This window comes from Frankia canadensis, from assembly GCF_900197875.1.
Taxonomy (GTDB): domain Bacteria; phylum Actinomycetota; class Actinomycetes; order Frankiales; family Frankiaceae; genus Frankia; species Frankia canadensis.
This window is the reverse complement of the sequence record NZ_FZMO01000540.1, coordinates 17,886-29,616: the sequence shown is the minus strand read 5'-3', so window position 1 is coordinate 29,616 and position 11,731 is coordinate 17,886. Positions and strand designations below refer to the sequence as shown.

General features: G+C 73.0%; 11 protein-coding genes. 5 read left to right on the top strand and 6 right to left on the bottom strand.

Going from position 1 to position 11,731, the window contains the following annotated elements; all coding sequences use genetic code 11:
* Positions 1–814: 814 nt before the first annotated feature.
* Positions 815–2,209: an MFS transporter gene (locus tag C1A33_RS30195; RefSeq protein WP_480014875.1), complete on the bottom strand. Its 1,395-nt coding sequence runs from the start codon at positions 2,207–2,209 to the stop codon at positions 815–817.
* Here C1A33_RS30195 and C1A33_RS38475 point away from each other — a divergent pair.
* The 3 genes from C1A33_RS38475 to C1A33_RS30185 all read left to right on the top strand — a co-directional run bounded on the left by C1A33_RS38475 (position 2,103) and on the right by C1A33_RS30185 (position 5,762).
* Entirely contained in the window at positions 2,103–2,411 is a 309-nt protein-coding gene (locus tag C1A33_RS38475; protein ID WP_480014877.1) for a hypothetical protein, read from the top strand. The two genes, C1A33_RS30195 and C1A33_RS38475, sit on opposite strands and share 107 nt — an antisense overlap.
* Before the next feature lie 212 nt (positions 2,412–2,623).
* The gene (locus C1A33_RS30190) at positions 2,624–3,241 is read left to right on the top strand and encodes a TetR family transcriptional regulator (RefSeq protein WP_101835546.1); all 618 of its coding nucleotides are present in this window, start codon (positions 2,624–2,626) and stop codon (positions 3,239–3,241) included.
* 214 nt (positions 3,242–3,455) lie between these two features.
* Positions 3,456–5,762, top strand: a complete 2,307-nt coding sequence (locus tag C1A33_RS30185; RefSeq protein ID WP_101835544.1) for an acyl-CoA dehydrogenase family protein — start codon at positions 3,456–3,458, stop codon at positions 5,760–5,762.
* A gap of 619 nt (positions 5,763–6,381) precedes the next feature.
* Here C1A33_RS30185 and C1A33_RS30180 read toward each other — a convergent pair.
* The 4 genes from C1A33_RS30180 to C1A33_RS30165 all read right to left on the bottom strand — a co-directional run bounded on the left by C1A33_RS30180 (position 6,382) and on the right by C1A33_RS30165 (position 9,244).
* On the bottom strand, positions 6,382–7,515 hold the full coding sequence (locus tag C1A33_RS30180) for a methyltransferase domain-containing protein (RefSeq protein ID WP_101835551.1): 1,134 nt from the start codon (positions 7,513–7,515) through the stop codon (positions 6,382–6,384).
* Entirely contained in the window at positions 7,515–8,366 is an 852-nt protein-coding gene (locus C1A33_RS30175; protein WP_101835542.1) for a radical SAM/SPASM domain-containing protein, read from the bottom strand. The genes C1A33_RS30180 and C1A33_RS30175 overlap by 1 nt, the downstream gene beginning before the upstream one ends.
* Positions 8,367–8,386: 20 nt before the next feature.
* A complete protein-coding gene (locus C1A33_RS30170; RefSeq protein WP_101835540.1) occupies positions 8,387–8,794 on the bottom strand; it encodes a hypothetical protein in 408 nt (135 codons plus the stop codon).
* 147 nt (positions 8,795–8,941) lie between these two features.
* Positions 8,942–9,244 carry a hypothetical protein gene (locus C1A33_RS30165; RefSeq protein ID WP_101835538.1) on the bottom strand — a complete coding sequence of 101 codons (303 nt, stop codon included), beginning with the start codon at positions 9,242–9,244 and terminating at the stop codon, positions 8,942–8,944.
* A 144-nt stretch (positions 9,245–9,388) separates the two neighbouring features.
* Between C1A33_RS30165 and C1A33_RS30160 the strand changes: the two genes are divergently transcribed.
* Both C1A33_RS30160 and C1A33_RS30155 read left to right on the top strand, forming a co-directional pair.
* On the top strand, positions 9,389–10,696 hold the full coding sequence (locus C1A33_RS30160) for a hypothetical protein (RefSeq protein ID WP_101835536.1): 1,308 nt from the start codon (positions 9,389–9,391) through the stop codon (positions 10,694–10,696).
* Between the two features lie 48 nt (positions 10,697–10,744).
* On the top strand, positions 10,745–11,056 hold the full coding sequence (locus C1A33_RS30155; protein ID WP_243408083.1) for a hypothetical protein: 312 nt from the start codon (positions 10,745–10,747) through the stop codon (positions 11,054–11,056).
* A gap of 388 nt (positions 11,057–11,444) precedes the next feature.
* On the opposite strand, the gene C1A33_RS30145 is transcribed toward C1A33_RS30155, so the two are convergent.
* Entirely contained in the window at positions 11,445–11,657 is a 213-nt protein-coding gene (locus C1A33_RS30145; protein ID WP_133150881.1) for a hypothetical protein, read from the bottom strand.
* Positions 11,658–11,731 lie beyond the last annotated feature (74 nt).

The window sequence follows — 11,731 nt, the reverse complement described above, 5'->3', positions numbered from 1 at the left end:
CGCGGCCGCTCGACTTCTCCATCGCGGTGCTCGATGCCGACGGTGGTGTGGTGGAGATCCTCGTGGGTTGGGCGACGGCGCGTGCGGCCGAGGACCACGCCCGAACACTCGGCGGAGTCGAGAGCTATCGCATCGTGCCCTGTCGGTCCGTCACGGTGTGCTGAGCGACAGGGCTTCGTCTCGGTGGGTGGCAGCGCCAGCGCCCATCGAGGTCCGCGGCCGGGTGCTCCGCAGGGCACCCCTGGAGCACCCGGCCGCGCCAGAGCCCGTTTCGACCAACTCGGGCAGCCGCAGGGCGCATGGACATGGCCCGATCTGACTACGTGGGCCCCCGTTCGCGGGTAGTCAAGCCGCGCGGAGCCCGCGGCGGCGGCCCGGCCCCCGGCCCTGGGTCACGCACGGGCCGTCCGTACCCTGCGGTTCAGGCCGTTTGCCTGCTGACCAGACTCTGGCCGTTCATGTGCCGTTCGCCCGGGAAATGCCGTCCGGCCGCCGAATGGGCAGGTCCGTTGTCCAGATATCGGGAATGGGATTCGGTCGTGTTGACCCCATTGATGGGACGTGGTCTGTCGGTGTCGCCGGCGCGGCGCGTCGGACCGGGAAAGAGACGCGGCGCGTCAGGGCGTGACGCCCACGAGGCGCGCCGAAGTCCTCACCGTCGCGGCAAAGGAGTGCCCGCCGCACGCCGTTGATCGTCCCGAACTCGAGCGGCGCAGTGTCGCACGCCGCAATGGACCGGTCCACCGATATCGAGCTTGTCGCGCAGGGGCCGCACGCGGCCCGTTGTTCCGTTGGAGGTGCGATGTGATCGTGGTCAGTCGAGGCCGGCCCGCTGGTTGCCACCCGCGGTCGCCGCCGTCGCGGCGTCGGCCGCCGGCGCCGAGGAGACCGCGGCGGATCCGGCTGGGGTGGGACCGGCGGTGACGGCGGCGCTCGTCGCCCCGGCCCCGGCGGTGGTGAGGCTGGTGGTGGCGGGGCGGGCGGACGCGGGCGCCGGTTCGACGTGGACGTACCGCGAGCCGCGCAACAGGGAGGCCAGCGCCGCGATCAGGGACATGCCGATCGCCAGGGTGAAGACGATGACCAGGCCGTGGTGGAACGGCGAGGCGATCAGATGCGGGAAGAACTGCCTGCCGGTGAGGTCCTGGGCGTCCGCCGGCGGAAGGCCGCGAAGGGTGTCGTCGCCGAGCAGGTTGCGCATCCGGTTGTAGCCGAGGAAGGCGGCGAACAGGCTGCCGACCGGCGGCAGGCCGGCCACCCGGTCGGTCACGTCCGCGGGTACGTGGTGGGCGGCCAGGCCGCTGCGCAGCGAGGACGGCAGGCTCGAGGCCAGTCCGGCGATCATCATCGAGAAGAACAACCCGATCGAGAGCACCTGCCCCGAGTTCATGAACGTCGCGCGCATCCCGGAGGCGCCGCCGCGGGAGGCGGCGGGCACCGCGTTCATCACCGCCGTCGTGTTCGGGGCGGAGAACAGCCCGGAGCCGACGCCGTTGAGCACGAGCAGCGCCGCGAACGCCGGGTAGCTGAAGTTCATCGGCAGCAGGAGCAGCCCGAGGAAGCTGCCGGCGACGAGCAGCAGGCCGCCGGTGGCGAACGCGCGGGCGCCGAAGCGGTCGGACAGGAAGCCGGACACGGGCCCGGCGACGAGGAAGCCGATCGTCAGCGGCAGCAGGTAGACGCCGGCCCACAGGGGTGTGTCGACGTAGTCGTAGCCGTGCAGCGGCAGCCAGATGCCCTGCAGCCAGATGATGAGCATGAACTGCATGCCGCCGCGGGCGATCGAGGACAGCAGCACCGCGGCGTTGCCGGCGCTGAACGCGCGGATCCGGAACAGCACGAGGTTGAACATGGGCTGCCCGACCCGCCGTTCGATCTGCAGGAACGCGGCGAGCACGGCGGCACCGCCGACGAGCGCGCCGAGCACCTTCGGGTTCGTCCAGCCCATGTCGTGACCGCCGTAGGGCTGGATGCCGTAGGTGACACCCGCCAGCAGCGCGGTCAGCCCGATCGCGAAGGTGATGTTGCCCCACCAGTCGATGCGGGCGGCGACCTGGTTGATGCCCAGCGCCATCCCGCGCTGACGGGTGGGGAAGGCGTCGGTGAGGATCGCCGTCGAGTTCGCCATCAGCATCGCCCCGCCCACGCCCTGCACCACCCGCCAGGCGATCAGCCACAGCGCCCCCGCCGACCCCCGCCACGGCGTCAGCGCCAGTCCGATCGACGCGACGCTGAACAGCCGCCGGGTGCCCGACCCGGCCTGCCGTGCGCTTCTGGGCGACGCGATGCGCGCGCTCGCCGAGGTGCCGGCCCTGGTCGGGTGCCTGCGAGCTGGCCAGGACCAAGCCGCGGCCCGCGGGCCGGCCAGGGCCGAGCCGTGGGCCCGCGGGTCCACGGGGACCGGCGGGTGACGTATTCAGGCCGGTAGGCGGGTGGATGTCGCACGGGCGCCAAGGCGCCGGCGGGGAGCCTTTCACCAGGTGTCGTAATGCGTGCGGCCGGCGGATGCGGCGCAGGTCTCACGAAATGCCGCGAACCCTCCGGTAAGATGCAGCCTGTGGTCCCCTGGCCGGGGTCGCGCCAGGGCCGTGCCAGGGCCGTGCCGACGATGCGGAGGCAGTAGGTGCCCGCCACAGCGAGCGCAGGACGTCCCAGGTCGCGGCGGGCGCGCGGTTCGATCAGCGCTGACGGCATTCTCTCCGGAGCGTTCGAGTTCTGTCGCAGCATGCCCGGCGAACAGCTGAGCATGCCGCGCCTCGCGGCTTTCCTGGATGTCGGCGTCACGAGCATCTACTGGTATTACAAGAGCAAGCAGGAACTCCTCGACGCGATGGCCGAGCGGGCGCTTGGCACCTTTTACCGAAGTGTGGCCCCGCTGCGGGGTGATCGGTGGGAGGATGTCCTGAGCGGATTCTTCGTCGATGTCTACTCCCGGCTCGCGGCGGACGTGGTGACCCGTGAGTTCGTCCTCGGGCGTATCGGCGGCCCGGCCTTCCGCCAGGAGGCCGCTCGCTGGCCGCGGGCGACCGAGCTCCTCGAACGGCTGGGCCGCGCCGGCTTCCCGACCGGGATGGCCTGGCACGCCTTCCAGACCCTGGTCAACTTCGCCCGAGGCTCCCTGCTCGCCGAGCGCGCCGGCGACACCGACCCCGCGTCGGAGTTCACCGTCGGCGTGAACGCCATCGTGCTCGGCTTCCGCCACCTGCTCGCCGCCGAACTGCGCGAGCACGCCGCCGCCTGACCGCCCCGCCCTGGACCGCGTGGTCGCGGGTCGAGGGTGCGTCGATGCCGCATGCCTTACGGTGGGTCTGTCCGGCATGAGGCCGGATGTCCGCGTCCGGCGGGGGCGCAGGTAGGTCTACCTCGCCTGCGACCCGGCCCTAGTGTCGACGCTGCGGGCGCAGGCGCCAGGCGGGCATCTCCCGCCGGCGCGCCGCCCGCGGGAGGGAGTTCCCATGCCTCTGGCGATCAGTGACGATCACAGGGCTCTCGCCGAGGTGGTGCGCGACTTCGCCGACAGCCACGATCTGCGCGCGGGCGCGCGGCGGGCGCTCGGCGCGGGACCCGAGCTCGCCGGGCAGACAGACGTCCGGAAGACGGGCGCCGAGCTCGGGCCGGAGTGGAAGCAGATCGCGGCGCTCGGCTGGCTCGGCCTGCATCTGCCGGAGGAGCACGGCGGGTCCGGGTTCGGCCTGCCGGAACTGGCGATCGTCGCCGAGGGGCTCGGCGGCCAGGTCGCGGCCGGCCCGTTCCTGCCCACCGTCGTCGCCGCCGCGGTCATCGCGCAAGTCGGCACCCACGCGCAGCGGACCGCCCTGCTACCGGGTCTCGCGGACGGCACCGTGGTCGCCTCCCTCGCGCTCGTCGCCTCCCTCACGCCGGCCGCCGCGGGAGGAGCACACGAGCCGGGCGCGCCCGGCGGCCCTGCTCCGAAGGTGTCCGGCCCCGCTCCGGAGGTGTCCGGCGGCCCTGCTCCGGAGGTGTCCGGCGGCACAGTGCCGGGGGTGCTGCACGGCACCGTACCGGCGGCACTCGGCGGGGTCTGGGCCGGTGTCCACCTGGTCCCGGTCGGCGATGACCTGATGGTCGTGTCGGCCGGCGCGGAGGGTCTCGCCGTGCGCGGGCTGGGGTCCCTCGACCCGTCCCTCGGACTTGTCGCACTCGATTTCGATCGGGTCGTGCCGCAGGCCACCGGCCTGCTGCGCGGCGGGGTGGCGGTGGCGACCCGGGTGCTGCGCACGCTCGCCGCGGCGGAGGCGGCCGGCGGCTCCCGGGCGGCGCTGACCATGGCCCTGGAGTACGCCAAGGTGCGCCAGCAGTTCGGCCGGATCATCGGCGGGTTCCAGGCCGTCAAGCACCATCTGGCGAACATGCTGGTCGCGACGGAGAGCGCGACCGCCGCCGCCTGGGACGCCGCCCGCGCGCCCGCCGGCGAGACCGAGGCGGACCTCGCCGCGGCGATCGCCGCCACGGTCGCGCTGCCCGCCTACCAGCGCACCGCCCGGATGAACATCCAGATCCACGGCGGCATCGGCTTCACCTGGGAGCACGACGCGCATCTCTACCTGCGCCGGGCCGCGGTGCTGGCGGCGATCGCCGGCCCGGTCGAGGCGGCCGAGCAGGACGTGCTGGCGCTCAGCCAGGCTGGGGTGCGCCGTGCGTTCGCCGTCGAACTGCCCCCGCAGGCGCAGGAGTACCGGCGTGAGGCGCGCGCGTTCGTCGAAAGGTTCCACGCCACCCCCGAGGCTGAGCGCCGGGTCCTGCTCGCCGACAGCGGCTACCTGGTGCCGCACTGGAAGCGGCCGTGGGGGCGTGAGGCCGGCCCCGCCGAGCAGCTCGTCATCGAGGAGGAGTTCGCCGGCATCGACGTGCCGGACCTCAGCATCGGCGGCTGGGTGCTGCTGACCATCACCCAGCACGGCTCCACCGAGCAGATCGAGCGCTGGCTCACGCCGAGCCTGCACGGCGAGCTCGTCTGGTGCCAGCTGTTCAGCGAGCCGGGCGCCGGCTCCGACGCGGCCGGGGTGCAGACCCGGGCCGAGCGGGTGGAGGGCGGCTGGCGGATCAACGGCCAGAAGGTCTGGACCTCCGGTGCGCACCTGTGCAACCGCGGCCTGGCCACGGTGCGCACCGACCCCGACGCCGCCAAGCACCGCGGTATCACCACGATGGGCATCGACCTGACAGCCCCCGGCGTCGACGTGCGGCCGCTGCGGGAGATCACCGGCCACGCCCAGTTCAACGAGGTCTTCTTCGATGACGTGTTCGTCCCGGACGCCGATGTCGTCGGCGAGGTCAACGCCGGCTGGACGGTGGCGCGTGCCACCCTCGGCAACGAGCGGGTGACGCTCGGAGGCGGCAGTGTCGGGGAGGAGGCCCGCTCGGCGGGGATCCTGCTCGACCTGCTCGCCCGGCACGCCCCCGACGACGTCGACCTGGGCCGCCGCGTGGGCCGCCTCGTCGCGGCCGAGCAGACGGCGGGCCTGCTCAACCTGCGCCAGATCGTGCGGGCGGTCGCGGGCGGCGAGCCGTCGCCGGAGGGCAACATCAGCAAGCTGCTCGGCGCCGAGCACGCCCAGCGCGTCACCGAACTCGGCATGACCATCGCCGGTGTCGCCGGGGTGACCGGCGAGGAGGCGGCGCTCACCCACCAGTACCTTCTGGCCCGGGGCCTGACCATCGCCGGCGGCACCTCCGAGGTCAGCCGCAACGTGATCGCCGAGCGCATCCTCGGCCTGCCCCGCGAGCCCGGCCTGCGCTGACCGGGCAGGCCGCTGATCGCGCCGCCGCGTTCCGCCGCGGCGATCTGCTGCCAGATCGACTCGGGTAGACGGCGCTGGGAGGGCTCCGACCCGTTGAGCACGAGCTCGACATAGCCGGCGCTGCGGCGCGCCATGCCGGCTCGGTGCGGCGTCCACTCGCCGTCGGCGCCGCCGAGCGAGTCCAGCTCGTGGTCACGGATTGCGACGGCGAGCTGGACCCATGCCCCGCCGGGCATGGTCAGCTCATGCTCGTCGCCGGCGAACTGGTAGCGGATCACGATGTCGCCGCCGCGCCGGCCGAACGTGACGGCGGGCGCGACGGCGGTGGACCTCCAGGACATGATTATTCTCCGTGGTAGCGCCTGCCCGCCCGGCGTAGGGGCAGCAGACGGGCAGGCCGATCAGGGGATGTCCCCGCCCGCGGCCGACCGTGCCGCGGGCGGGGACTGTGGGGGCCTGCCGCGCCGCGCCGCGCCGCGGGGCAGGTGCCGCGTGGTACCCGCGGGGCAGGCCAGTCAGGGGGTGAGCCCGCCCGCAGCGGGTAGAGACGCGCGAACGGATCACCGCGCTGCGGGCGGACGTAGGGGCCTGCCCGCCGGTTGCGACGGGGGCAGGCCGGTCAGGGGAGCGGCGCGGCAGGGATGGTCGCCGTCCAGTCGCCATAGGTGAGGCGGAGGCTGCCGTCGTCGCCGATCCGCACGGTGGCGCCGAGCCATGGGGCGTACCCGCGGCGGAGCCAGTCATCGCGGACCTCGTCGAGCATGTCCCAGAGGCGGCGCGGTCCGCCCTGGTGGACGGTGGGCGGCTCGGCGCCGACGGCGGTGGCCCGCGCCCAGGACCCATCCGGATGGGCCATGATCGCGGTGTGCTGGCCGTCCGGTTCCCGCCGGTAGCGATGCTGGACGCCCGGGGCGGCCAGGGAGAACAGGGAGGAGAGCTCCCACGCCTCCGCGATGTGAAGGACCGGATAGCGTCCGGTGCCGACGTGCTCGCCGTCGCGCACGTCCAGATCGTCGGACTCGACGAGCGTGGGTGGGTAGTCGTCGCCGGTGCGGGTGTTCATGAACCCGGCGGGCTCGAACTCGACCATGCCTACGAAGCCGTGTGGGGTGCTGGTCGCGGTCACGACCATGTGGGTGCCGCTGATCGTGGTGACCAGCCGTCCGCCGGGGCGGAGTGCGGCCAGCCAGCTCGGTGGGATGAACGGCACCGACACCATGGACACGATCCGGTCGTATAGGCCGGGCAGGGGCCCGGTCGCGTCCACGGTCAGGGCGGTGGGGTGCAGGTCGAGGGCGGCGAGGCGTTCCGCGGCGGCGGCGACCAGATACGGGTCAACATCGATCGTCGTGACGCGCTCGTCGCCGAAGCGGCGCGAGAGCAGCGCCGTCCCGTAGCCCGACCCGGTGCCAACGTCGAGGATGTCCAGGCCCTCCCCCAACCTGCCATGCCGGTACATGGTCAGGGCCAGCGCCGGCATGGTGGCCGAGGACGTCGGCCGACCCTCCGCCACCTCGCCGTCGGCAGCCTGGTCGACGTGGCGGGCACCGACGCGGGTGACGAGCGACCGGTGGGCGGCGTACGCGTCGGCGATCGGCCCGCGGCGCGGCGTCCACCCGTCGGCGGTGCGCGCCCACCAGGCGGGAACCAGCTCATGCCGCGGCGTGTCGGCGACGACTTGATGCCAGCGGGAGCCGGGATGGGTGATCTCATCGGCTAGGACGCGGGCCTGGTCCCGCCACGACCCGGTCATCAGTTCGGGTCCGGCTCCGGGTCGGTCGGCCCGCACGGTTTGGTGTCGCTGTCCGGCCCGCACCCGTCGGTGATGCGGCCCGGCCGGATGGCGTCCAAGCGGGCCACCTGCCCGGCGAACGCCGCCCCGGCGAGAATCTCCGCCAGCGTCTGAACCCGCACGTTGCCGGCGGGCGCACGGCGGCTGAACACGCACGGTGTGACGATTCCCTCCGGGCTGATGGCCGCGCGGCCGTGACCGCAGCGACCGCAGGTGCCCGCCTCGCCCGGGTCGTCGAGAGTGCCGGCGCGACCGACCGGACGCACCTCGTCGCGGGTGATGGTGCGCACGCCGAGAGCCAGCAGGGCGGAATGCGCCTGATCAACGGCCGTGCTGTCGCCGGTGCCGACAATGTTGACCCGCAGCGGGATCTCTCGGCGCAGAACCTCGATGATGGTCGCCCGGGTGAGCGCGTACGAACCCGTCCTACCCGTGATGCGGTCGTGCTCGGCCGGGTCGGCGGCGTAGTAGCTCGTGGCGATGCTCACGCCGGGGCGCATCAGCGTCGGCCACAACCGGTCGGGCACCCGCACAAGGTTGGAGTAGATCTCCACCGTCAGGCCGGCGTCGAGCGCGCGGCCGACGAGGTCCGGCAGCGCCGGGTGCAACGTCGGCTCACCGCCGATCATCGTGACCTGCTCGACCCCGAGCTCGGCGGCGGCGTCGATGACGGCGAACCAGTCGACGGTCTTCATCGTGCCGTGGTCACCGGTCGGCCCGGCCGACGCGTAGCAGTGAGTGCATGTGAGATTGCAGCGGCCAGTGAGCTCCAGCCATAGCCGCTGCATCCGTGGCGGCGCGAGGGTGGTCATGTGTCCTCCGTCCTGGGCGGTCAGAGGGCCGCGAGGGCAGCCGGGACGTCGACGGCGGGGCTGGCGGCCAGCAGGGCGGCCCGCGCCACCCTCTGCTCCGCGGTCAGCGCCTCCACTCCGCGGTACGTCTCGGTGATGCGCACCCGCATCACCTCCAGGAACAGCGCGGACACCTTGCCGGCCTGGTCGTACAGCTCCGCCATCTGCTGCTCGCTGGGCAGCGTCGCCCCGCGGAGCACGGTGGCCATCCTGGACAGCAGGGGCACCAGGGCCGCCACGGTCATGCCGGCGGTCTGCTGGTAGGTGCCGCAGGCCACGCGGAGCGCACGGTCCTGATCCTCGGACAGCCCCAGCTCGGCGGCGGCGACCTCCCGGCCGAACAGGTTCGCCGGCACCGCGCCGGCCATGATCCGATCGAACGTCGTCATGTGATCTCCAGGTTGGATGGGATGCCGCCCTACCCGCGGCGGGCCGCACGCTCCGACCTGGAGCGGCGAGTCGCGTGGTGCGGCACCATGCCGCGGGTAGGGGGCGCTGTGAGGCCGCCCGGCTCGGGGGGTGCCGGGCAGCCGGTCTCAGGTGCCGGCGGGCAGATGGACGAGGTGCAGCGGGATCACCACGGCGTCCGCGAGGCCGGAGAACCGGGCGACGTGCGTCTCCGCGGCGGCGGGCGTGCCCCAGGCGCCGTGGATCTCCGGGTCCCCGGTGGCCCACCGGACCAGTACCGCGTAGAGGATCAGCGTCCCCTCCACGATCTGGTCCTCGGCGAGCCCGGTCCAGACCACGCGGGCGGGGAGGAGCTCCCGGCGTGACGGCGCTGGCACGCCGGGCCTGTCTCCCCGCCCGGTGATCTCCACCGGCCCGGAGTGGGACTCCATCAGGCGTACCTCCCCGTCGTGGCCGGCTGACCTGCCGGTAGACACATGACACACTGCGAAACACATCCCGCACAGTCCGCGAACTGTTCGCCCGCGCGGTAACAATCGCTACCGCCCGGGATGCCGGTAGGAGGGGAGCCCACCGTGCAGACTGGTCCCGACATCCGCTCGGCACGCCAGCGGTACGTCACCTACGCGGATGATCTGGTCAAACGGCGAGACGAGAACAACACCAGCCTCGGACGGAAGATCCTCGCCGACCGGAACACCGTCGGGGCCGCGCTGCGCTGCGAGCAGCACGGCAAACCCCACAACCTCCCGACCCGGGAGATCGTGGCCGCGCTGGACCAGGCGCTCGGCGCGGACGGGGTCCTGATCTGCCTGTGGCAGGACGCTGTGATGGAGCACACCGGCATCGAGATCAAACTCTATGGCGGTGGACGGCCCGACATCCCATGGCGGACAGTGGACGTAGAAGAGGGGGTGGGTCCCACGAACCGACGCGAGCTCTTCGAGGCGGGCGGCCTCACGGCCGCCTCCGTCCTTGCTGTCACCAGCGGAGTAACGGAACAGCTCTCCAACGCCAAACCGAACATCAGCAAGGTCGCTGCGGCCGAGGACGCCCTCGCCACCCTCGACCGGGACATGTGGGCGGTCCATCCCGCCGAGCTCATAGCCCCTGCGTTTGTGGCCTATCGCGATGTGGAGGGGATGCTCGGCGGCCGGCTGAAGGCCCGGTATGTCCACCGCCTCACCCTCCTCGCCGGCCAGCTCGCCGCCGGCCTGTCGACCGTCTGCCGCTACGGCGGGGAGGACCGGCTCGCCCGCGAGTTCATCGGCCTCGCCGAGGAGCACGCCGACGACGTCCAGGAGCCGGCGCTGATCGCCCGCGTCGCCGGGCTGCATTCCTGTATCGCGTTCAATGCCAGCCAGTGGGGGCTTGCCGCCGAAACCGCCGCCCGTGCGCTTGCTGTCGGCGAGCCGGAGCAACGCGCCCGGTTCGCCGGCTACACAGCGCGTGCCAATGCGGCGGCCGGGTGCCGGTCCCGTGCCGCCGAAGCCCTGGAGATCATGAAGGCGAGCAAGCGCGACGCGGTCGCCCGAGGGGTGTGGGACGACGCCGAGGAGCATCTCGGGATCGCCGAGTGGGCAGCGCACACTCCTGGCGAGGGGCGGACGGCGATCCGCCATGGCGAACTCGCCGCTGAAACTGCGGTGCACGACACGATGGGCGTCGCCCTCGCGCACATGCTGATCGGCTACGGCCACCTCGACGGGGAACGGGCCGCACCTGACGCCGCCGCTCAGGAGGCGCTGGCCGCGCTCGACACCGTCCGAGCCGTGCCAAACGCCACCGTGACCGCGCGGGTCCAGACGCTGCACCGCAGGCTCGCGCGGTGGCCCCGGGATCCGCTGGTCCAGGAGCTGGGCCGCCGGGTCGCCGCCGTCTGACCCCAGCGTGCCGGTTACAGATCCGGCACGCTTGCTCCCCGTCCGCGCATGGCGGGCTACCCTCCCGGCATGGTCTGGAACAAGCGCGGGAACACGGATGGCGGCGCCTCATCCGGCCGTGGCGGCACGAAACGCGGCGGCAGGGACCCGGTCGTCCGCGACGACAGCGACCGGGACAAGAAGAAGCGGGGCGGCAGCACCGGCGACACCCCGGTCGAGTTCGGCGAGTGCTCGGCCTGCAACGGCAAGGGCAAAGTCGAGACCAGGACGGCCGAGCGGGACGAGGACGGCGCGTTCGATGGCGCGGCGGTGACGGACTGCACGGCGTGCGGCGGCGAGGGAAGGGTCAAGAAGAAATGACCACTCCGGAGCCGCAGGGCGAGCGGCGCATGGTGACGGCGCTGCACGTGACGGCCTGCAACAAGTGCCGGCGTGCACGCGGAGCCGCACTCGCCGGCGCACGGGGACCGCGGCCATCGCGGCAGGACGGGTCGGGCCGCTGTCCACACGGCAAAGTGGATCGGTCGGTGTGGGCGCCCGGCCATGGCCCGGATGCGGACCGCCCCGACGAGCCGCCCGCAGCACCGGACGATCCGGAGGAGCGCCGCGAAGGCCCGATCTGAGCCACCGGCACCGTCGGAGTGTCACCGCGCGGGAGGTCTGATCCCGGGCATGCCGAAAGCGCCCCCGGCCACCCGCGTGAGATGCGGGTGGCCGGGGGCGCGCTGGCGTCTGGGGTCGAGCCGGATCAGCCCTTCGGAACGACAGTCCCGCCCAGCCGCTGGGCGACGGTCTCGGCGGTCACCGGGAACGCGGTCTGCCCGTCGCCGCCGGTGTAGCCGTCGAGGTCGACAGCCCAGCCGGGTCCGGTCACATGCCACTCCTGGTCGGAGGACGGTTTCGTCGGCCACGGGGTGCCGGTCCACACGTACACGCGGATCTGCTCGCGGGCACCACCCACCGACGGCCCTATCTCCCCGTTCGCATACCGGTTACCCTGCGCGTCGGTGTGCCGGCCGTCCTGCAACGGTGACG

What these genes read in the sequence shown, in the direction of transcription:
- C1A33_RS30185 (WP_101835544.1), top strand. Translation starts at nt 3,456, where the DNA reads ATGCCTCTGGCGATCAGTGACGATCACAGGGCTCTCGCCGAGGTGGTG.
- C1A33_RS30180 (WP_101835551.1), bottom strand. Translation starts at nt 7,515, where the DNA reads ATGACCGGGTCGTGGCGGGACCAGGCCCGCGTCCTAGCCGATGAGATC.
- C1A33_RS30175 (WP_101835542.1), bottom strand. Translation starts at nt 8,366, where the DNA reads ATGACCACCCTCGCGCCGCCACGGATGCAGCGGCTATGGCTGGAGCTC.
- C1A33_RS30170 (WP_101835540.1), bottom strand. Translation starts at nt 8,794, where the DNA reads ATGACGACGTTCGATCGGATCATGGCCGGCGCGGTGCCGGCGAACCTG.
- C1A33_RS30165 (WP_101835538.1), bottom strand. Translation starts at nt 9,244, where the DNA reads ATGGAGTCCCACTCCGGGCCGGTGGAGATCACCGGGCGGGGAGACAGG.
- C1A33_RS30155 (WP_243408083.1), top strand. Translation starts at nt 10,745, where the DNA reads ATGGCGGGCTACCCTCCCGGCATGGTCTGGAACAAGCGCGGGAACACG.